Annotated in this window: 15 protein-coding genes; 8 read left to right on the top strand and 7 right to left on the bottom strand. The window is 56.9% G+C overall.

The annotated features are described in order from the left end of the window. Positions 1-96: 96 nt before the first annotated feature. The 7 genes from Q0903_RS09930 to Q0903_RS09900 are packed head-to-tail and all read left to right on the top strand — an operon-like array spanning position 97 to position 8,659. The gene (locus Q0903_RS09930) at positions 97-2,187 is read left to right on the top strand and encodes a hydantoinase/oxoprolinase family protein (RefSeq protein ID WP_299414943.1); all 2,091 of its coding nucleotides are present in this window, start codon (positions 97-99) and stop codon (positions 2,185-2,187) included. Next, positions 2,187-3,896, top strand: coding sequence for a hydantoinase B/oxoprolinase family protein (locus Q0903_RS09925; RefSeq protein WP_299414942.1), 1,710 nt, complete (start codon positions 2,187-2,189; stop codon positions 3,894-3,896). The genes Q0903_RS09930 and Q0903_RS09925 overlap by 1 nt, the downstream gene beginning before the upstream one ends. Next, the gene (locus tag Q0903_RS09920) at positions 3,896-5,113 is read left to right on the top strand and encodes an FAD-binding oxidoreductase (RefSeq protein ID WP_299414940.1); all 1,218 of its coding nucleotides are present in this window, start codon (positions 3,896-3,898) and stop codon (positions 5,111-5,113) included. The genes Q0903_RS09925 and Q0903_RS09920 overlap by 1 nt, the downstream gene beginning before the upstream one ends. Beyond that, on the top strand, positions 5,113-5,886 hold the full coding sequence (locus tag Q0903_RS09915) for an aldolase/citrate lyase family protein (protein WP_299414939.1): 774 nt from the start codon (positions 5,113-5,115) through the stop codon (positions 5,884-5,886). Before Q0903_RS09920 ends, Q0903_RS09915 begins: the two co-directional genes overlap by 1 nt. Further along, complete coding sequence (locus Q0903_RS09910) at positions 5,883-7,091, top strand: pyridoxal phosphate-dependent aminotransferase (RefSeq protein WP_299414938.1); 1,209 nt, start codon at positions 5,883-5,885, stop codon at positions 7,089-7,091. Before Q0903_RS09915 ends, Q0903_RS09910 begins: the two co-directional genes overlap by 4 nt. A gap of 12 nt (positions 7,092-7,103) precedes the next feature. Further along, positions 7,104-7,940: an NAD(P)-dependent oxidoreductase gene (locus Q0903_RS09905; protein WP_299414937.1), complete on the top strand. Its 837-nt coding sequence runs from the start codon at positions 7,104-7,106 to the stop codon at positions 7,938-7,940. 11 nt (positions 7,941-7,951) lie between these two features. Beyond that, complete coding sequence (locus Q0903_RS09900; RefSeq protein ID WP_299414936.1) at positions 7,952-8,659, top strand: SDR family oxidoreductase; 708 nt, start codon at positions 7,952-7,954, stop codon at positions 8,657-8,659. A 20-nt stretch (positions 8,660-8,679) separates the two neighbouring features. Here Q0903_RS09900 and Q0903_RS09895 read toward each other — a convergent pair whose 3' ends face one another. The 3 genes from Q0903_RS09895 to Q0903_RS09885 all read right to left on the bottom strand — a co-directional run bounded on the left by Q0903_RS09895 (position 8,680) and on the right by Q0903_RS09885 (position 13,226). Further along, positions 8,680-10,251, bottom strand: a complete 1,572-nt coding sequence (locus tag Q0903_RS09895; protein WP_299414934.1) for a sulfatase-like hydrolase/transferase — start codon at positions 10,249-10,251, stop codon at positions 8,680-8,682. Continuing rightward, a complete protein-coding gene (locus tag Q0903_RS09890) occupies positions 10,248-12,152 on the bottom strand; it encodes a TRAP transporter fused permease subunit (RefSeq protein ID WP_299414932.1) in 1,905 nt (634 codons plus the stop codon). Before Q0903_RS09890 ends, Q0903_RS09895 begins: the two co-directional genes overlap by 4 nt. Before the next feature lie 69 nt (positions 12,153-12,221). Next, the gene (locus Q0903_RS09885) at positions 12,222-13,226 is read right to left on the bottom strand and encodes a TAXI family TRAP transporter solute-binding subunit (protein ID WP_299029396.1); all 1,005 of its coding nucleotides are present in this window, start codon (positions 13,224-13,226) and stop codon (positions 12,222-12,224) included. Between the two features lie 92 nt (positions 13,227-13,318). On the opposite strand from Q0903_RS09885, the gene Q0903_RS09880 reads away from it, so the two are divergent. After that, positions 13,319-14,242 carry a LysR family transcriptional regulator gene (locus tag Q0903_RS09880; RefSeq protein WP_299414930.1) on the top strand — a complete coding sequence of 308 codons (924 nt, stop codon included), beginning with the start codon at positions 13,319-13,321 and terminating at the stop codon, positions 14,240-14,242. Positions 14,243-14,414: 172 nt separating this feature from the next. Here Q0903_RS09880 and Q0903_RS09875 read toward each other — a convergent pair whose 3' ends face one another. Genes Q0903_RS09875 through Q0903_RS09860 form a run of 4 tightly spaced genes read right to left on the bottom strand, consistent with a single transcriptional unit; the run spans position 14,415 to position 19,264 of the window. Then, complete coding sequence (locus tag Q0903_RS09875) at positions 14,415-14,942, bottom strand: hypothetical protein (RefSeq protein WP_299414929.1); 528 nt, start codon at positions 14,940-14,942, stop codon at positions 14,415-14,417. Then, the gene (locus Q0903_RS09870; RefSeq protein ID WP_299414927.1) at positions 14,935-17,739 is read right to left on the bottom strand and encodes a 2Fe-2S iron-sulfur cluster-binding protein; all 2,805 of its coding nucleotides are present in this window, start codon (positions 17,737-17,739) and stop codon (positions 14,935-14,937) included. Before Q0903_RS09870 ends, Q0903_RS09875 begins: the two co-directional genes overlap by 8 nt. Beyond that, positions 17,736-18,002: a sarcosine oxidase subunit delta gene (locus Q0903_RS09865; protein ID WP_299414925.1), complete on the bottom strand. Its 267-nt coding sequence runs from the start codon at positions 18,000-18,002 to the stop codon at positions 17,736-17,738. The genes Q0903_RS09870 and Q0903_RS09865 overlap by 4 nt, the downstream gene beginning before the upstream one ends. Before the next feature lie 11 nt (positions 18,003-18,013). Continuing rightward, positions 18,014-19,264: a sarcosine oxidase subunit beta family protein gene (locus Q0903_RS09860; RefSeq protein ID WP_299414923.1), complete on the bottom strand. Its 1,251-nt coding sequence runs from the start codon at positions 19,262-19,264 to the stop codon at positions 18,014-18,016. Positions 19,265-19,316 lie beyond the last annotated feature (52 nt).

The following is a 19,316-nucleotide window of genomic DNA, read 5'->3' as shown; positions in this document are numbered from 1 at the left end:
TTTAGTTCTCGTTTGGGGGTCGTAAGCTGGCGCCCAAGGGAGGCAGCAAACCTGCTTTGCTGTCCTGTGGCGTGCAATCTAAAAGGAACATCTAGAATGCAGACTTCTTCGATCCGGCTTGGTGCGGATATTGGCGGCACATTCACGGACGTGGTCCTCGAAAAAGAGGGTGAGGTTTTTTCGACCAAAGTCCTCACCACATATGCCGGGCCTGAAAACGCGATTATTGACGGGATGCATCAGGTCTGCGCCAAGGCTGGTGTTACCCCAGATCAGATCGGGCAAATCATTCATGGTACAACACTGGCCACAAATGCGCTGATCGAGCGGCGCGGGGCCAAGACAGCGCTGATCACCACGCAAGGGTTCCGCGATGTGATCGAAATGCGGACCGAGTCGCGGTTCGAGCAATATGATCTGAACCTGACCCTGCCCGAACCACTTCTGCCGCGTCAGTTCCGCTTTACTGTAAATGAGCGCGTGAACGCCAAGGGCGAGGTGATGATTGATCTGGACCGTGCCGAAATAGAGGCGGTGGCCGATCAGATTGCAGCAGGCGGTTTTCAAAGCGTCGCTGTGGGTCTGATCCATTCTTATCTGAACCCAGCGCATGAGCAGATGGTGCGCGAGGTGCTGGCAGAGCGGCTGCCTGATGTGGCGGTATCGATCTCATCCGAGGTGTCACCCCAGATGCGTGAGTATGAGCGGTTCAACACGGTCGTAGCAAACGCCTATATTAAACCGTTGATGGCGTCCTATCTGGGACGGCTTGAAGAGCGATTGAAGGGCGAAGGCGTCCAGTGTCGGGTGTTTCTGATGCACTCTGGCGGAGGCATCATCTCGATCCAGAACGCGGCAGATTTTCCTGTGCGTCTGGTCGAATCCGGCCCAGCGGGGGGCGCAGTCTTTGCGGCTCATATCGCGGCGCGCTACGGCATCGACAAAGTGCTGAGTTTTGACATGGGCGGCACCACGGCCAAGATTTGCCTGATCAAGAACCAGACACCCAAAACCAGCCGCGTTTTTGAAGTGGCGCGGACCTACCGCTTCAAAAAAGGGTCGGGCATGCCGATCTCGATCCCTGTGATTGATATGGTCGAGATTGGTGCGGGAGGTGGCTCTCTGGCTCATGTGGACAGCATGCGCCAGATCCGTGTGGGGCCTGAAAGTGCGGGGTCCGAGCCGGGGCCTGCGTGCTACGGGCGCGGAGGAGAGCGCCCTGCGGTGACGGATGCGGACCTTGTTCTAGGCAAGCTCGATGCGGATAATTTTGCAGGGGGATCAATCCAGCTTCACGCGGATCAATCGCAAGCGGCACTTGCTGCGCATGTGGGCGATACCCTTGATATGGATGCGGTCGAGGCAGCCTTTGGTGTGGCCGAAGTGGTAGACGAAAATATGGCAAACGCGGCGCGTGTTCATGCGGTCGAGAATGGTGAGGACCTGTCGGAATATACCATGATCGCCTTTGGGGGGGCGGCGCCCCTCCATGCAGGGCGATTATGCGAAAAGCTGGGCGTGGACCGCTTGATCGTGCCACCGGGGGCGGGGGTTGGATCAGCCATCGGTTTTCTGCGTGCGCCTTATAGCTTTGAGGCGAACCGCTCTGTCTATATGAAGCTCAGCGATTTCGCGCCGGATGTCATTCGCACGCTGCTGACGGACCTTCAGGCAGAGGCGACGGGTTTTGTGCGCACCTGTGACGAGAACGCGGAAATATTGTCCGAGTTCAAAGTGTACATGCGGTATTCAGGGCAGGGCTGGGAAATCCCGATTGAGCTGACCCAAGACCAAGCGATGAATCCGGACGCGGCAACGTTCCAAGCGCGGTTTGAAGAGGAATATACCAAGCTGTTTGGCCGCACCGTCGTAGGTATGGATGTCGAGATCACCGTTTGGTCTGTGAATGCGACCACCCCATCCGAGAATGTTGCGCGGGTTGAGGTCACACGGGGCGAGGCCAAGGCAGTGCGCCAAGGCCAGCGGTCTGTCTTTGATGCGGCGGCGGGTAAGTATCTGGAGGCGGATGTTATTGACCGCACTTTGATGCAAACGGGTCAGCGCGTGCAGGGTCCTGCGGCTGTAACCGAAGACGAGACCACAATCATTGTCCCCGCAAGCCGCGATGCGATCCGACAGCCTGATGGCTGCATAGACGTGGTGATGACAGGGAAGGGAGCAGCATAATGGCACAGACACATTCAAAAGTCGCCTATCAGGTCATGTGGAACCGCTTGATCTCGGTTGTGGAAGAACAGGCGCAAGCGCTTGTGCGCACAGCATTCTCCACCTCGGTGCGCGAGGCGGGTGATTTGTCAGCGGGTGTCTACGACACGCAAGGCAACATGCTGGCGCAGGCGGTGACGGGCACGCCTGGTCATGTGAATGCGATGGCCGATGCCGTGGCGCATTTCATCCGGCACATCGGGCGGGCGAATATCTGTGAAGGTGATGTCTATATCACCAATGATCCGTGGGAGGGCACAGGCCACCTGCACGACATTACCATGGTCACGCCATCGTTTCACAAGGGCGCGCTGGTCGGCTTTTTCGCCTGTACCGCGCATATCGTGGACATTGGCGGGCGCGGCTTTGGCGCGGATGCGCACAGCATTTACGAAGAAGGTCTGCAAATCCCGATCATGAAGTTCGCCGATAAGGGTGAGGTGGACGAGACACTGACGCGGATCATTCGCGGCAATGTGCGCGAGCCGGACCAGTTGATCGGGGACATCTACGCGCTGGCAACTTGTAACGAGATTGGCCACCGCCGCCTGATCGAGATGATGACCGAGTTCGACCTCGACGATCTTGATGGCATCGCAGACTTTATCCTCGATAATTCCCGCCGTGCCACGATTGAGGCAATTGCCGCACTTCCCCGCATGTCTGCGGATGGCGAGATGACGGTGGACGGGTTCGACAAACCCATCACCTTGAAGGTAAAAGTAACGGTTCATGAGGACCGGATCGTGTCCGATTTCACGGGGTCCTCGGGGCTGGATAAAAAGGGCATCAATTGCCCGCTTGTCTATGCCAAGGCCTACGCATGTTATGCGCTCAAAGTCGCCATTGCGCCCGAAATTCCCAACAACGCTGCCTCGCTTGCGCCCTTCGAGATTGCAGCTCCGGTCAATTCTATCGTGAATGCCGTCCATCCTGCTCCGGTGGCGCTGCGCCATATCGTCGGACATTTTGTGCCGGATACGGTCTATGCCGCATTCGATAAAATCGTGCCTGGTCTGGTGCCTGCCGAAGGGGCAGGCTGCCTGTGCAACTTCCAAGTTTCGCTGCGCCCGCGCACCGATGCGCCTGCACCCGCAGATGCGCGGCGCTCCGAAGTGCTGACATTCAATTCTGGTGGATCAGGTGCGCGGCCCGCGTTTGACGGGCTGAACGCAACGGCCTTTCCCTCAGGTGTGATGACCATGCCGATTGAGGCGACGGAGCATGCAGGCCCCGTCATCATCTGGCGTAAAGAGCTGCGCCCCGACAGTGGCGGTGCGGGCAAGACGCGCGGCGGTCTGGGACAGTATATGGAAGTAGGCGCCATGGAAGGGCATGAGTTTGACATCCAAGCGATGTTTGACCGTGTGGATCATCCCGCACGGGGGCGGCGCGGGGGGATGGCAGGTGCGCGCACCACTATTGCCCAAGACGATGGCAGCGCCATGAACGGCAAGGGCAAGCAATTCGTGCCGCACGGGCGCCGCGTTGTCATGGCCTTCCCCGGGGGGGCTGGCTACGGCGATCCCGCCGAGCGATCCCGCGATCTGGTGCTGCGCGATCTGGCGCGGGGATACATCTCGGCCGAGACTGCGGCGCGTGACTACGGACTTGCGGCGGATGACATCAAAGCAGTGCAGGACGCTGTTGCAAAAGGGGAGGTTTCGTAATGTCGGGACACACACAAACACCGCAAAAGACCAGCTATGATGTTGTCATCGTGGGCGGGGCGATAATGGGAGCCTCGGCTGCGTGGTTTTTGTCGGATGACAAGGATTTCGATGGTTCTGTCTTGGTCATCGAGAAAGACACCAGCTATGAGCATTCTTCGACCATGCACACCAATTCTTGCATGCGGCAGCAGTTCTCAAGCGAGCTAAATGTCCGTATTTCGCAGTTTGCTGCGGATTTCGTCAAAAACCTGCCGCGGTACATGGGAAACGACGACCGCGTGCCCGATCTGAAAATCCAGAACTTCGGCTATATGTATCTGGCCGATAATAATGACTTTGCTGACGTTTTGCGCGAAAGCCATGCAACACAGATCGCGGCAGGTGCGGCGACACAGCTGATGACGCCCGAGCAGATCAAAGTGGCCTATCCGTTTTATAATGTCGATGACATTGTGCTTGGCTCGATCAATCTGGTGGACGAAGGGTTCTGGGACGCCACAGCGGTCTTTGACTGGTGGCGCAAATCCGCGCGGGAGCGCGGTGTGGAGTACGTGCAGAACGAAGTGGTCGCGATGACCAAAAACGCTTCAGGCACGCGGGTGGAAAGTGTCACGCTCAAATCAGGTGAGGTGATAGCCTGTGGTCAGGTGCTCAACGCTTCTGGTCCGCGCGCAATCGAGACGGCCAAGATGGCGGGGGTTACCGTGCCGGTTGAGCCGCGCAAGCGTTACTCATGGATATTTGCGGCGGAAACACCGCTGGACCGCGACCTGCCCCTGACGATTGATCCGTCAGGTGTTCACGTGCGCGAAAACGGCGGCGGCACTTATCAATGCGGGGGCCACTCCGCGATTGATCCAGCCGTGGACTACGATGATTTCCAGATGGATCATTCAATCTGGGAAGAACATGTCTGGCCCATTCTCGCCACGCGCATCCCGCAGTTCGAGGCGATCAAAGTGCAGTCTGAATGGGGCGGCCACTATGCCTATAACACCTTTGATCACAACGCGATTATGGGGCCGCACACGACTGTTGAGAACTTCTTTTTCCTCAACGGGTTCTCTGGTCACGGCTTGCAGCAATCGCCCGCGATGGGGCGCGGCACGGCCGAGATCATGGTGCATGGAGCTTACCGAACGCTAGACATGCGGCCCTTCAACTTTGAACGGATCGAGCTGAACAAACCAATCATCGAAAAGGCGATTATCTGATGAAACTGGCCTCAAACGCCTTCACAAAAGCAATTGCTGACAAGCAAAAGCAGATCGGTCTTTGGGTCTCGCTCTCCAGCCCCTTTGCCGCCGAGGTAACGGCACCTGCGGGATACGACTGGGCGTTGGTGGATATGGAACATTCGCCAAACGATTATTTCAGTGTGCTTGGCCAGTTGCAGGCGTTTGCCGCGACGGACACAACCGCCATCGTGCGCCCCGAGTGGAATAATCCGGTAATCGTGAAACGTCTGCTTGATCTTGGCGTTCCCGGCCTGTTGTTCCCGATGATCCAAAACGTCGAAGAGGCTGAGAAAGCCGTCGCCTCAACACGCTATCCACCCCACGGAATTCGCGGCGTGTCTGGTGGCACGCGTGCGACGAAGTTTGGGCGCGTCACTGATTATGTCGCGCGTGTCGAGGATGAGACAACGATCATCCTCCAACTTGAAACAGCGGCAGCTGTTGCGCAGGCCGAAGAGATTGGCGCAGTCGATGGTGTAAGCGGTATTTTCTTTGGTCCAGCGGATATTGCAGCTGATATCGGCCTTGTTGGACAGCCGATGCACGCGGATGTCTGGGCGCTGATAAAACCAGCAGCACAGGCTTTGATCGCCAAGGGTATGCCCGTTGGAACGCTGGTAATGGACACTGCGTTTGCGGCTGAATTGCTGAACGAGGGCTTCACATTTGTGGCTTGTGCTGCGGATACGTCCCTTCTTGCCAAAGCGTCTGATGCAGCTCTTGCTGCTGTCAAAGGCGCATTGAAATGAAGTTTGCCGCATCTCGGCTGGCGCAAGTAAAACCCTCAGCTTCGGCTTGGGTGTCGCAAGCGGCCAAGGCGGCAAAAGCGGCGGGGGAAGATGTGATTGACCTTGGGCTTGGTGAGCCCGATTTTGACACGCCCAGGCATATCATCGAGGCAGCACATCGAGCCGCATTGAACGGCGAAACACGCTATCCGCCGACAGATGGCACTGTGGCGCTAAAGCAGGCCATCGTGGATAAACTCGCCCGCGACAATAACCTGACCTACGCCCCTAACGAAGTGATCGTGTCGAATGGTGCAAAGCAAGTGCTGTTCAATGCGATGATGGCCACGTTGGAGCAGGGTGACGAGGTGCTGCTTTGTGCGCCTTACTTCGGTCAGTATAAAGATATTGTGCTGATTTTGGGCGGCACGCCTGTTACCTTGCCTTGTCCGGCCAGTGACGGCTTTCGCCTGCAACCAGATGCACTTGAGGCGGCAATCACGCCCAGGACGCGTTGGATCATACTGAACCTGCCGTCGAACCCTGCTGGTGCTGTCTTTTCGGATGACGATTTGCGCGCGCTTGGCAAAGTGCTGGCACGCCACCCTCATGTGCTGATCCTGTCGGATGAAATTTATGAGCATATCCTGTTTGACGGGCGCACATTCTTGTCGTTCGCAGCAGCCTGTCCTGACCTCAAGGACCGCACGCTGACGGTGAATGGCGTGTCAAAAGCCTATGCGATGACGGGCTGGCGGATTGGGTATGGTGCTGGACCCCAGCCCCTGATTGCGGCGATGACCAAGGTGCAAAGCCAGATTTCATCTGGCGCGTGTGCGATAGCTCAAGCTGCGGCCGCCGCTGCGTTGAATGGCCCGCAGGACGATGTACGCCGCTTTTGCGCGGCGTTTGAAGAACGTCGCAATCTGGTGGTGGATCGGATCGCACAGATTGAGGGGCTTACACTCGATCCGCCCGGGGGGGCCTTCTATGGCCTCATCGGATGTTCTGCGTTGATTGGGGCTGTGACCCCGAACGGTGAGACACTCAGCGATGATGCCGAAGTCACAGCCTATATCCTGCGTGAGGCGGGTATCGCTGCTGTTCCAGGTAGTGCTTATGAGCTGTCGCCCTTCTTTCGTATCTCAACTGCGGCGTCCACAGAGGTTTTATCCACAGCGATGGACCGGCTGGACGCTGCGATCCAAAAACTCACTTTGGCATAAAGGTCCAAACCGATGAAAAAACTTGTACTTACGGGCGCTGCGGGCCGGCTCGGCTCTTACCTGCGCGAACCTCTCTCGCAAATGTGTGATGAACTGGTCTCGACGGATATCGTCAATGAAATCGGTACGCTTTATGCAGGGGAGACATATGCCAAGGGCGATTTGGCAAGCCTCGATGACATGATGCGCGTGCTGGAAGGTGCAGATATGGTTGTCCATATGGGTGCTTATGCGGACGAAGGTCCATTTGAAAAGCTGCTCGGCCCGAACTTTGTCGGGGCTTATAACATCTGGGAGGCGGCATATCAAAACGGTCTAAAGCGGGTCGTTTATGGCAGCTCAATCCATGCGGTCGGTATGCATCCGAAAAACGAATTTATCGACACTGAGGTCCGCCACCGTCCTGATACGTTCTACGGATTGGCCAAGTGTTTTGCCGAAGACCTCGGCTCTATGTATTGGGACAAGCGCGGCCTTGAGAGCGTTCATATGCGGATCCTGTCTTGTGCGCAGGTCACCAATGCGCGCGCTTTGGGCTCGTGGTTGTCCTATGATGATCTGATCCAGCTGACACAGCGTTCGATCGAAACACCTGTAACGGGATTTTCCGTGGTTTACGGCGTTTCCAACAACGACCGCGTGCCTGTAGATAATGCCAAGGCGAGCTTTCTTGGCTACCGTCCCAAGGACAACGCTGAGCAATTTGCAGAGCAGATTCTGGCCGAGACAGCACCGATGGATAGTCAGGACCCCGGTAACATGTGCCACGGTGGGCCGTTCGCGGCAGTTGAGCTGGGCAATAGCGGCGTGGCCACGATGAACATCATCGACGATACCAAGAAAACCTGAGGGAGATAGATATGTCTGACGTAAAAGTAGCACTGATCACAGCAGGCGGCAGCGGCATGGGCGCAGATAGCGCGCGTGCCTTGGCCGCAGACGGGTTCAAAGTGGGCATATTGTCCTCCTCGGGCAAAGGTGAGGCCCTGGCGAAAGAGCTGGGTGGCGTCGGTATCACTGGTACGAACAAATCCGAGGCTGATATACAAAAGCTGGTGGATGCAGCGATGGATCACTGGGGGCGTGTGGACGTGCTGGTCAATTCTGCGGGCCATGGCCCGCGCGCGCCTGTACTGGAACTTACCGATGAAGACTGGCACGAGGGCATGGAGGTATATTTCCTCAATGCGGTTCGGGCTTCGCGTTTGGTTACGCCGATCATGCTCAAACAGGGCGGCGGCGCGATCATCAACATCTCGACCTTTGCAGCCTTTGAACCGAATGCTGTTTTCCCGACATCGGGTGTCATGCGCGCAGGGCTTGCTGCCTTTAGCAAGCTGTTTGCGGATAAATATGCCGCCGAAAACGTGCGCATGAACAATGTACTACCGGGTTTCATCGACAGCTTGCCCGAGAAGGACGAGTTTCGTGCGCTTATCCCGATGGGGCGCTATGGCAACTCCCTAACCGAGATCGCAAGCGTGGTTGCTTTCCTTGCCTCTAGTGGTGGTGCCTACATTACGGGGCAGAACATCCGCGTTGATGGTGGCATCACCCGCTCCGTCTGAAATACTTCTGCGCGCCCTTATCAGGCCCGATAGGCGGGTAGGGGCGCGCGGTCCTGTAGATCAATCATACGCCGTAACATGCGCTCTGTGACGTCCTTTTGCACGTCTTGTGCGGCTGGATCATCATAGAGATTGCGCAGCTCTTGCGGGTCTGCCTTCAGGTCATACAGCTCGTCCCAGTCCTCCGCCTGCCGCAGGGACATGCGGTGGGTTTGGGTTACGACGGTTCTGATCCGCTGCGGCCGCTCGAACCCAGTCATGGCACGTTGGCTGTCTTCCTCGACGATGATTGCTTCGGGCGGGTCGCTGGCAAAAAGATCGCGCCCTTGAATGCCGTTGAAGGCCTGAATACCCGCACGCGCCAATATGGTTGCGGAAATATCTATGCTGGAAGCCAAGCCACTGTCGACCTTGCCCTGCGCAGGCGCGCAAGGATCATGCCAGATGAATGGCACGCGAATGATGCCCTGATAGTGCAACAGGAGTTTCAGCATGAGGCCATGATCACCCATGTAATCACCGTGGTCCGTAGTGAATATCACGACGGTATTCTCGGCAAGGCCACTGGCCTCAAGCTGTGCCAAAACACGGCCAATCGCATCGTCGATCATGGTGATGGAGCCATAGGTCAGCGCAATAATGGCGCGTGCCTCGTCTTCGGTCACATAAAACGGGTTCTGGTTGTCACGTGGGTCAGTGCCCTTTTCCAAAGCCTCGCGCATTGCCTTGATGGGGGGCGTTTCGGATTTGCCAAAGCTGGGTGGAAGGGGGATGTTATCGGGCTCGTACATATCCCAGTACTTGCCTGGCGGGGTGAAGGGATGGTGTGGATCGGGGAAGGACATCTGCAGAAAAAACGGTGCCTCCCCTTTTGCTTGCTCTTGCAGAAATGCGCCTGCACGCTCGGCTATCCAGCTGGTCGAATACAGTTCCTCCGGTACGGCGGTGCGCCATGCCTGTGGCGCGTTGATGCGGTTGTCGGGGAGGGCGTTTTCGGGGCCAACGAGATTGTCAAAGTCGGGGTTCTTCTCCCGCGCCCAAAGCAGATAGTCGCCACTGGCCGCATCTGCGTGATCGGCTGCGATCTCGACATGGTCAAACCCGTAAAAATGGTTGTCCATACGCTCGGCCAGGGGCGTGTTCCACTTTGGCACGACCTCCAGATCATAGTCTGCTGTATGACGGTTGCGCTTGTAAGCATCCCGCAGGCCCTCGCTGGGCGTATGCAATGCGGGGTCAGGCGCGTATTGGTTCGTGGCTGGCAGGCCGGTAAAGCTCTGCAGGTGCGACTTGCCAATAAGTCCTGTGCTGTAGCCTGCGTCACGCAACAGCTCTACAAAAGTCGTGTGGTCATGCGAAAGCGGTATGCCGTTGTGGCGCGCACCGTGCAGGGAAGACATGCGACCTGTCATAATTGATGCGCGGTTTGGCATGCAGATCGGGTTGGCCACATAGAATTTGTCCCAACGGGTGCCTTTGGCTGCGATGCCATCGATGTTTGGTGTCTGCACAATCGGATTGCCGTAACAGCCCAGATGATCGGCACGATGCTGGTCGGTAATGATAAACAAAAAGTTCGGTCGCTTGCTCATGCGACGTCTCCCTTGTGCTGGTGTGGTGTTTCCCCACGCCGAATGTCCCGTGCAATCAGCAGCATGCCAGCCACGATGGCAGGGCCGTAGACAAGCGGATCAAGAAACAGGATCGCGAAGGCTGCGGTAAATCGCAGGATGACCTCGATCCATGTCAGTTTGCCTCGGTCATATGCCGAGAGGGCAGAGGAGAACAACCAGATGCAGAACAGCGTGCGTGCGACGATCCAGAGGAAAGTCGTCAAATGGAATTCTTCTACGATCAGTATGGTCGGGTAAAAGGCAAAGATGAACGGGATGATGAACTTTGCCATGCCAAGTCTGAAAGCCATAAAGGCCGTCATAAGTGGGTTTGATCCTGCGATTGGGGCGGCGGCATAGGCTGCAATAGCGACTGGTGGGGTGAGGGACGAAGCTACGCCGTAATAGAACACAAACATATGCGCGGTCAGCATAGAGATGCCGAGCGCCTGAATGGCAGGGCCCATGACGAGGATGATAATCAGGTAAGCGGGAAGCGTCGGCATCCCCATGCCCAAGATCAGCGCGCCGATCATTGCCACAAGCAGGGCCGAAAACAGGCTTTCGCCGCGCACGGATGCGATGACATTGGCAAGTTTGAGGCCAAGGCCCGTAGTGTCCAACGATCCAACTAGAATACCGATGGCAGCGATTGCGATCAGCAGTGTTGCACCCGACATGCTGCCCGAAATGAACGAGCGCCACACGCGCATCGGATCACGGCGGACTTCGGGGTTGATGACGGAGAGGGCGAGCAGCACGACAACCGCGTAGAACCCTGCGCGAGAGGTTGACAGGCCAGCGAGGAGAGAGGCGATAACCGTGATGATGGGGCCGACGAAGAGGATGGAGTTGATCATATCCACTTTTGTGATCTTGTCGTCGGTTTTGAGCGGTTGCACCTCGATGCCTTGGCGACGTGCCTCGACGGTGACGGCGCAGAACAAGCTGAAGTAATAAAACATCGCGGGGAAGAGGGCCGCGATGATAATATTGAGGTAACCCGCACCCGTAAGGTCCGCCATCACAAGTGCTGCTGCCCCCATGATAGGTGGCATAATCTGGCCGCCCGAAGATGCAGTCGCCTCGATCCCCGCTGCGAAGGTGGGGGAGAAGCCGCGCTTTTTGATCATGGGGATCGTGAAGGTGCCGGTGCCGACGATATTGGCGACAGTGCTGCCTGACATTGTGCCGAAAAGCGATGAGGCGAGGATTGCGGCATGTGCTGGGCCGCCACGCGTGCGGCGGGTGGCAAGGAAGGCGAATTTGAGCAGGGTGTCGCCCGCGCCTGTGCCTTCGAGCAAAGCACCGAAGATGATGAAGATGAAAACCGTGCTGAGAACGATATTCGTGATGGAGCCGAACACCCCTTTATTGGTGTTATACCATAGCGCCTCGGCTACTTCTTTTATGCTAAAGCCTGAATGCTCTAGGATGCCAGGCATGTCCTTGCCAAAAAGAAGATAGAGTACGGCGAGCGCACCCACGGTGAACAAGCCCCAGCCCCAAAGGCGGCGGGTCAACTCAAGAAAAACAACCAGTCCCGCCAGAGCGGGCCAAGCATCTTTGTTGGTGACATCATACAGCGCCGTCTCCATCTCGTTTTGCACAAAATGAAATGACCAGATCGACCACATACCAAGCGCAATGAGCGCCAGATCAATGCCTGTGTGAAGCGGCCCTGACTGCGCCCGTTTTGCCCGCGCAGCTGCGACACCGACAACCAGAGCCAATGCAAACCCGCCCGCTCGGTGCAGCTTGGCATCCAGCAACCCCATACCGGAGGTATAAAGTGCTATGGCCCCAAGGGCGGCGCAGGCCAGAACCGATACCATACTGAACACTGCATTCGTTTTGGACGAGAGGGCTTGTTCGGTCATGACCGGCTCCTGAATTGGTGAAAGACGGGCGAGGGCAGGGCGGATATTTTGCCGCCCTGCGTAGGTGCATCAGTTGCGCAAAGCGTCCGGCACAACAAATCCAGCTTCGTCATAGTAGCGCAGTGCACCGGGGTGCAGTGGCACGTTGACAGAAGTGAAGGCACTTTCCTTGGTCACTTCGCGCAGGAAGAAGGCGGTGGCTTGCACTTCTTCGATATTCTCCCAGAAGGCTTTGGTTGCGGCATAGACTGTGTCATCCGACACCCCTGCGTGGGTACCGATGAACTGTGTGAAGCCAAGTGCGGTAATCTCGCCCGTGGTCAGCTGCCCTTTGTACACACTGCCGTCAAACGCTATCATCCCACGGCCAGGACGCCCGAAAAGAGATTGCATTGCGTCACTGTCAACCTTGTCAGCAGGGATCGACAGCACACGAAATTCGCCAGACAGGCCGAACTGTTCGATATTGGCAGAGCCAACCTCGGCGGGGCGGACCATCATGTCGATCTTGCCATCAGCCAATGCAGCATAACCTTCACCCCACGACAGGCGAACTGCGTTATAGTCTGTGCCTGCTTCGTAGCCAGTTATGATCTTGATAAGCGCTTCGGATGTTGCCGAAGCGGAACCCGCGGGTGGGCCTGTGAAAATCGTTTTACCTTTGAGATCGCCCCAGTTTTCGATGCCCGAGCTGGCAAGTGTGACCGGATGATAGGCACCCGCCTTGAACCCGATGATTGCGCGCAGGTTCTTGGACAGTTCTGGCGCATCATCAATGTTTTCGTACATGCGTTTCTGGCCTGCCATCAGGTTGACCAGTGACGGCACGGAGGAAAAGAAGTCGATATCTCCCTTGGCCCCTTTGAGCATGGACTTGGTCAGGGTCTGGCCTGCGTTGACTTGAATAGTCACATCCGCCTTGCCGGCCTGATTGGCAAAAGCCACAAACATGGTGTGTACCGGATCACCGACACCAGCGGTTTCGCCCTTGAAAACCTGCGCTGTCGCGCCGCTTGCAACGCTGACTGCCAATGATAGCGCGGCCGTAAATGCTAATTTACCAAAGTTGAACATATCGTCCTCCCAAACTGATTGTTTGGGAGAACATAAGATCAAATGATGATAATAAATAATGCAAACAGGCTCTATTTACATTACAAAATGGTATGAGAATTGATCCAAGACATCTCGCGCAACTGTCGATGATTGTCGAAACAGGTTCGTTCAAAGGTGCCGCTGACCGACTTGGGTTGACGCAACCCGCGCTGAGCAGGAACATCAAAACCCTCGAAGCGCGTATTGGTGCGCCTGTTTTTGACCGCAGTGCGCGCAGGGCAGTGCCAACCGAGATCGGATTGAAGCTCGCCCAGAACGGGATTGCTGTGCGCGATGCAGAAGAGCAGGCATCCGCGCTCTCACAACTTGCCTCTTCAGGTGCTGTCGGAGAGTTGCGGATCGGGGCGCCCCCGATCATAGCAGGGCAATTTTTGACGTCCCGCATATCGGCTTTCATTCAGAACAGGCCGGACTGCAAAGTCACCCTGCGGGTAGGGCTGGTGCATGAGCTGCGGTCGATGTTGGATCGTGGCCAGATTGATATCGTCGTCGGCCCCCGAAATCTGGCAGATATTGCCGCCGAGACGCAGTTTTTGCCGCTCACGGATGATCGTGTCGGGGTGCTGTGCCGCAGGGGGCATCCGCTGACGCAGTCTAGCGCGCTTACGGCAGCTGACTTTGACGGGCAGCTTTGGGTGGCTCATTCTCGCGGCAGCATGTTGCGCCAGCAAACCGAAAGTGCGCTGCTTGCACTGGGGATCGAGCGCCTTCAGATTATGGTTGAAACGGATTCAATTCAATCTGTTCTGGAGATCGTGGGTGCGACCAATCTAATCTCTACAATGCCCATCGAGACATCCCGTTCTTACCTGAAGGATGATCTTGAATTTCTGGATTTCAGCCATGAACTGTTCTCGCGTCCTATTGGTGCAATATCGCGCAAGGCAGGGCCTGAGAATCGTATTCTGGATGCGTTTTTGACAGAGTTAGCGGCGGGCGTTGCGCATAAATCCAACGGCGAAGTTGCGCCGTAATTTCTCTGATGACGCCAGCAAAGAGCGCGCCGCGGTATTAATATATGACAGCGTGTTTGGCCGTCAGGTGGCGGTGGCGCGGGCCGGATGCTTGCAAACAAGCAACCTGAAACGCGGGCAATGTGGTGCTGGTCAGTTTGTCAGCGTGATGCGGTATATCTCGCGAAGCGGTCTATGGGCCGAACATCTGGTCTGCATATGATTGAAGCATCAACCACGCCGCGTGCTGCTGCGCTACATTTACATGGAGCCTTACACAATTCGCATTTTCGAAGTGATAGAGGATCACGCCGAGTTCTCCAAACCTGCGCGCAGCGGAACGCGACGGGAGGTCCGGATTGATTTCAGCACCCCGTTTCAAGACATCCTGCACACCGACGCCCGACAGCTCGATCACAGCGTATCCGCCCGTCATGTCCGATACGGCATGACCTGTTGTATCATCCCAGCCTTCTTGCAGTGCAGGGCCGTTAACCAGCAAGACGCGGTCCCGTCTGAGAGCCACTGCATAAGACGCTCCCTGCGCCACATCCGGCCAGCCGATAGCGGGGCCGCACGATTTCTCGAATGCCCGAAGAACGCCTGCGCCGCTAATTACTGTTTGGCGGGCAACTGCGCGTGATTGAATCGTTATGCCTGACGCGGTGACCAATGGCCCGCCGATATCAAACATGTCCCAATTGTCATTATCGTTACGCATGCAGGCGTTCTCCTTTCGGGTCAAAGAAGGTCGCACTGCACACCTCGGCCTGTCGGGTGCTACTGTTGTGCCAGACCGTAACCTGCTCTCCCAGACGGGTGGCACCGCCTGCGAGCAGCGCCAAAGCAATCGGATGACCAAGGGTTGGACTATGGTAACTCGAGGTGACAAAACCGACCGAGCTTTGCTTGCCCTGACTTTCCTCCACGATATGCGCGCCGATGGGCAGCGGCTTGGTATCTGCGGGAATACGAAGCCCGACCAGCTGTTTGCGATTTGGGTCATTGGCAACCGATGTGTGTAGTCCGCGATCTCCTACAAAGGCTGTGGTTTTTTTGAGCCTTGGCGCGGAAAAGCCCAGATCGTGGGGCATTGTCTCGCCGTCGGTATCTTTGCCGACCATGATATACCCTTTCTCTGCACGCAACACCGATAGGGCCTCGATCCCGACGGGGCCAGCGCTCAGAGGTCTGCCCGCCGCGTTCACTGCATCCCAAAGGGCTTCGATACGCGCTATGCTTGTGGAAATTTCATAACTGACATCACCGGTAAAGCTGACCCGCGCAATGCGCGCAGGTGCGCCTTTGAAGGACCCTGTTTGCAGGCTCATGTGTGGAAAGGCCTGCGCTGACAGATCAACTCCCAGATCAAGTGTACCCACAATTTCGCGCGCTTTGGGGCCTGCGATAGTGACCGTTGGCCAGTTTTGAGTGGTGTCGTGGATGAAAATGCGATCAGGATCGTTCCCGTCCTGCCGCCATGCCTCAAGCATGCCAAAGACGCCATCCACATGGCTGGAAGAACACGAGATGATAAATCGGTTCTGGTCCATGCGGGCGATTACGCCGTCGTCATAAACCACGCCTTGTTCTGTCAACATAAACCCATAGCGGATGTTGCCGGATTTCAGGGTTTTAATGGTGTTGTAATAGATGAAGTTCACAAAGGCTTCGGCGTCTGGGCCCATGACTTCGATCTTGCCCAAGGGAGAGGCATCGATGATCGCGGCGGCGTTGCGCGCGGTGGACACCTCATCAAAAATTGCCTCACTTGCGGGTTTCGTCCCGTACCAACCGGGGCGCAACCAGCCGCCGTATTCGCCTAACGCAGCCCCCGCTGCGCGGTGGCGTTCTTCCAAGGCGAGACGTTTGAGGGGATGGAACAGCTGGCCGCTGTTGCTTCCTTTGTACAAAGACATCGACACAGGCACGAAGGGGGGGCGGAATGTAGTCGTGCCGACCTCGGGGATCGGTTTGCCTTGCAACGCGGCCATAGCTGCAAGCCCTGCCATGTTCGATGTTTTGCCCTGATCTATCGCCATGCCCAGTGTGGTATAGCGTTTGAGATGCTCGACAGAGACGAAATTCTCCTTTGACGCGATCTCGATATCCTTGAGGGTAACATCGTGTTGAAAATCAATCCATTGCCGCCCTTTGCTGTGCGGTTTCGGCCAGATTGGAGCCATATGGTAGCTGCCGGGGCGAGGCTCATACCTCTTGTTCAATCCTGCGGCAGTGCCTTCCGCGATTGCGTGGTCGAGATCAAATGTACCGTTTGCAGCACCCACCGCAGTCATCCCGTCAGGGGCCGCGGAGGGCAGAAAAGCCGCTTTTCCCGCGTCCCACGCGAGTTTGCCGCCCGCATGTCGCCACAGATGTACGATGGGTGTCAGCCCGCCAGAGGCGAGCAATGTGTCGCAACGATGTTGTGATGTACCATAGGAGATGGCTGTGATGCCTTTGTGGCCGACCCCTCGTGCTGTTACCTTAGCGGCATCAAGATAACGTAATTTCGCGCCTGCGATCTCAAGCTGCGCGGCTGCTTGTTGTGCGACTGTATTGTTGCTTAGAACAGTGATTTCATCACCCGCCAGTACGCCATATCGCCCGAGATATTCAGCCGCTGCACAGGCCGACATAATACCGGGCAGGTCATTGTTTTCAAACGTGATGGGGCGGTCAAGCGCCCCTGTCGCCATAATGATCCGGCCTGCGCGCATGCGCCAAAGGCGCGGCGCCTTTCCGAATCCGAGATCCTGGGCCAGCGCCACCATCATGTGATCGTAGACGCCAATCGCCGTGGTTTTGGCCAGAACACGCCCGCCTGCTGCGATGATCGCATCCTTTTGCGTCGCTACCCACTTTGCAGGGGCGCACCCGTCTACGTCCAGACCCATCGCATATAGGCCACCACCAAGCGTTGCATGGTCTTCGACCAGCACAACCGATTGTCCGTTCTGTGCTGCGCTGCGCGCGGCTGCCAGCCCGGCAGCACCGCCACCGACAACCAGAACATCGCAATGATCGCTGACTTGGTCAGAAGAAAACGCGTCGGGCGCTTTGCCTTCAAGGCTGCCAAGCCCCGCCATTTTACGAATGCTCGGTTCAAACAAATGCCAGTCGGGCCAGATGAAGGTTTTGTAGTAGAATCCCGCGCCGAGGAAGCGGTGGAACAGGTCCAGTCCGCGTTTGACATCAAATTGTGCCGAGGGCCATGCATTGACCGCTCGCGCCTGCATCCCGTCTTCGAGCGGTGTGGTCGTAGCAGGGCAGTTGGGAAAAGATATGCCATTCAGCTTTACGTCAAATATTGCATTCGGATCATCGAACCACGCGCCCCAAACGCCGCGTGGGCGGTGATATTTGAAACTGCGCCCCATGATTTGTACGCCATTGGCCAACAAGGCAGACGCCAGCGTATCACCCTCGAAACCGGTGTAGGGTTTGCCATCAAAGGTAAAGCTGAGCGGCTTCGTGCGGTCTATCAGGCCTGCGCCTGCAATTCTGCGGCTGTTCATGGCGCATCCTTTCGCAAGGCGCGTGTTTCCAGCACCGTCATCGTCACGGTGTCGCGGCGCAGAATGAACATCTCGCGGCAGGTCAGGTGCATCCAGACTTCCGATGCCGCGCCTTTATCATTGCGACGCGAGAACAGGTATGCCCCCCAGTCCGCATCTGAAACAGGCTGGGTTGTGTCAGGGCGCTCTTTGCCTGCTTCGCCCGCAAAGTGGAATTCACGTTCGTTTCGGGGGCCGCAGAAGGGGCAGGTGAAAATTTGCATGGGTGCTGCTCCTAATGTGCGATGCCAGAGGCGGCACCCTCGTCGATCAACGCGCCGCTGGTGAAACGGAACAGATCGAATGGTGCGCTGATGGGGTGATGGCTGCCCTCGGCCAAGCAATGCGCAAACAGGTAACCGCCTGCGGGGATCGCTTTGAAACCGCCTGTGCCCCAGCCACAATTGACGTAAATTCCAGGCACAGATGTAGGCCCGATAATAGGAGAGCTGTCGGGCGTCACATCAACGATGCCTGCCCAATGGCGCAACAGTTTGACCTTTGCAATCGCTGGGATGTACTCGATCAGGCCGCCCAGTACGGCCTCTTGCATGGGCAGGTTCCCGCGCTGCCCGTAAGATGGCACACGGTCCAGCCCGCCGCCCATGACCAACCCGCCTTTGTCAGACTGGCTGACATAACTGCCATGCGCGGGGGAAAAGGCCACCGTGTCGATCATGGGCTTCAGCGGTTCGGAGACAAAAGCCTGCAAGGCATATGACTCAATGGGCAGACTGTAACCGCCGAGGGTGGCCATCTGCGAGGAATGGCCCGCAACAGCGACGCCAACGCGGCCGGCACGGATCGGCCCCTGGCTGGTTTCAACACCTTTGCACACGCCGCCCTCGGTGATGAAACCCGTGACCTCGCAGTTCTGGATAATGTCCACGCCCAGACGGTCGGCCGCACGCGCATACCCCCAAGCAACCGCATCATGTCGGCCTGTACCTGCGCGCCCTTGCCAGACGGCACTTTCAATCGGATAGCGCGCATCGCGGCCGAAGTTGAGCAGGGGGGCCTTTTTGCGGATCTGCGAACGGTCGAGTATTTCAGCGTCCACCCCGTTGAGGCGCATCGCGTTCACCGCTCGGGCGGCAAGCTCGCTTTCATGTTCGGAATGGTTAAGGATCAACATGCCACGTTGCGAGAACATGACATTATAGTTCAGTTCTTTGGACAGCCCTTCATAGAGCCTGACGGATAAATCATACAATGCCGTGCTTTCGGGATAAAAGTAATTGGATCGGATCACGGTCGTATTGCGACCGGTGTTCCCGCCACCCAGCCAGCCTTTTTCAATCAGGGCCACGCGTTTGATGCCATGGCGTTTTGCCAGATAATAAGCGGTGGCGAGGCCGTGCCCGCCGCCCCCTACGATGACAACGTCATATTCCGCCTGCGGTTTCGGACTGCGCCATGCAGGGCCCCAACCCGATTGGCCGCGCAATCCTTCGCGGAAAACTCGAAATGCGGAGTAGGTGCCCATCTTTGAGAAAATCCCGATCTTGTTGTTGGCCAAAGGGCGTTTTTACACGCTA

The sequence above is a fragment of the uncultured Sulfitobacter sp. genome, assembly GCF_947502895.1.
Lineage (GTDB): Bacteria > Pseudomonadota > Alphaproteobacteria > Rhodobacterales > Rhodobacteraceae > Sulfitobacter.
This window is presented reverse-complemented; position numbering and strand designations above follow the sequence as displayed.

Bases quoted from the DNA above. Each gene is read 5' to 3' on its own strand.
- Q0903_RS09905 (WP_299414937.1), top strand. From the start codon at position 7,104: ATGAAAAAACTTGTACTTACGGGCGCTGCGGGCCGGCTCGGCTCTTAC.
- Q0903_RS09915 (WP_299414939.1), top strand. From the start codon at position 5,113: ATGAAACTGGCCTCAAACGCCTTCACAAAAGCAATTGCTGACAAGCAA.
- Q0903_RS09895 (WP_299414934.1), bottom strand. From the start codon at position 10,251: ATGAGCAAGCGACCGAACTTTTTGTTTATCATTACCGACCAGCATCGT.
- Q0903_RS09920 (WP_299414940.1), top strand. From the start codon at position 3,896: ATGTCGGGACACACACAAACACCGCAAAAGACCAGCTATGATGTTGTC.
- Q0903_RS09875 (WP_299414929.1), bottom strand. From the start codon at position 14,942: ATGCGTAACGATAATGACAATTGGGACATGTTTGATATCGGCGGGCCA.
- Q0903_RS09890 (WP_299414932.1), bottom strand. From the start codon at position 12,152: ATGACCGAACAAGCCCTCTCGTCCAAAACGAATGCAGTGTTCAGTATG.
- Q0903_RS09900 (WP_299414936.1), top strand. From the start codon at position 7,952: ATGTCTGACGTAAAAGTAGCACTGATCACAGCAGGCGGCAGCGGCATG.
- Q0903_RS09910 (WP_299414938.1), top strand. From the start codon at position 5,883: ATGAAGTTTGCCGCATCTCGGCTGGCGCAAGTAAAACCCTCAGCTTCG.
- Q0903_RS09930 (WP_299414943.1), top strand. From the start codon at position 97: ATGCAGACTTCTTCGATCCGGCTTGGTGCGGATATTGGCGGCACATTC.
- Q0903_RS09880 (WP_299414930.1), top strand. From the start codon at position 13,319: ATGAGAATTGATCCAAGACATCTCGCGCAACTGTCGATGATTGTCGAA.
- Q0903_RS09925 (WP_299414942.1), top strand. From the start codon at position 2,187: ATGGCACAGACACATTCAAAAGTCGCCTATCAGGTCATGTGGAACCGC.
- Q0903_RS09885 (WP_299029396.1), bottom strand. From the start codon at position 13,226: ATGTTCAACTTTGGTAAATTAGCATTTACGGCCGCGCTATCATTGGCA.
- Q0903_RS09860 (WP_299414923.1), bottom strand. From the start codon at position 19,264: ATGGGCACCTACTCCGCATTTCGAGTTTTCCGCGAAGGATTGCGCGGC.
- Q0903_RS09865 (WP_299414925.1), bottom strand. From the start codon at position 18,002: ATGCAAATTTTCACCTGCCCCTTCTGCGGCCCCCGAAACGAACGTGAA.
- Q0903_RS09870 (WP_299414927.1), bottom strand. From the start codon at position 17,739: ATGAACAGCCGCAGAATTGCAGGCGCAGGCCTGATAGACCGCACGAAG.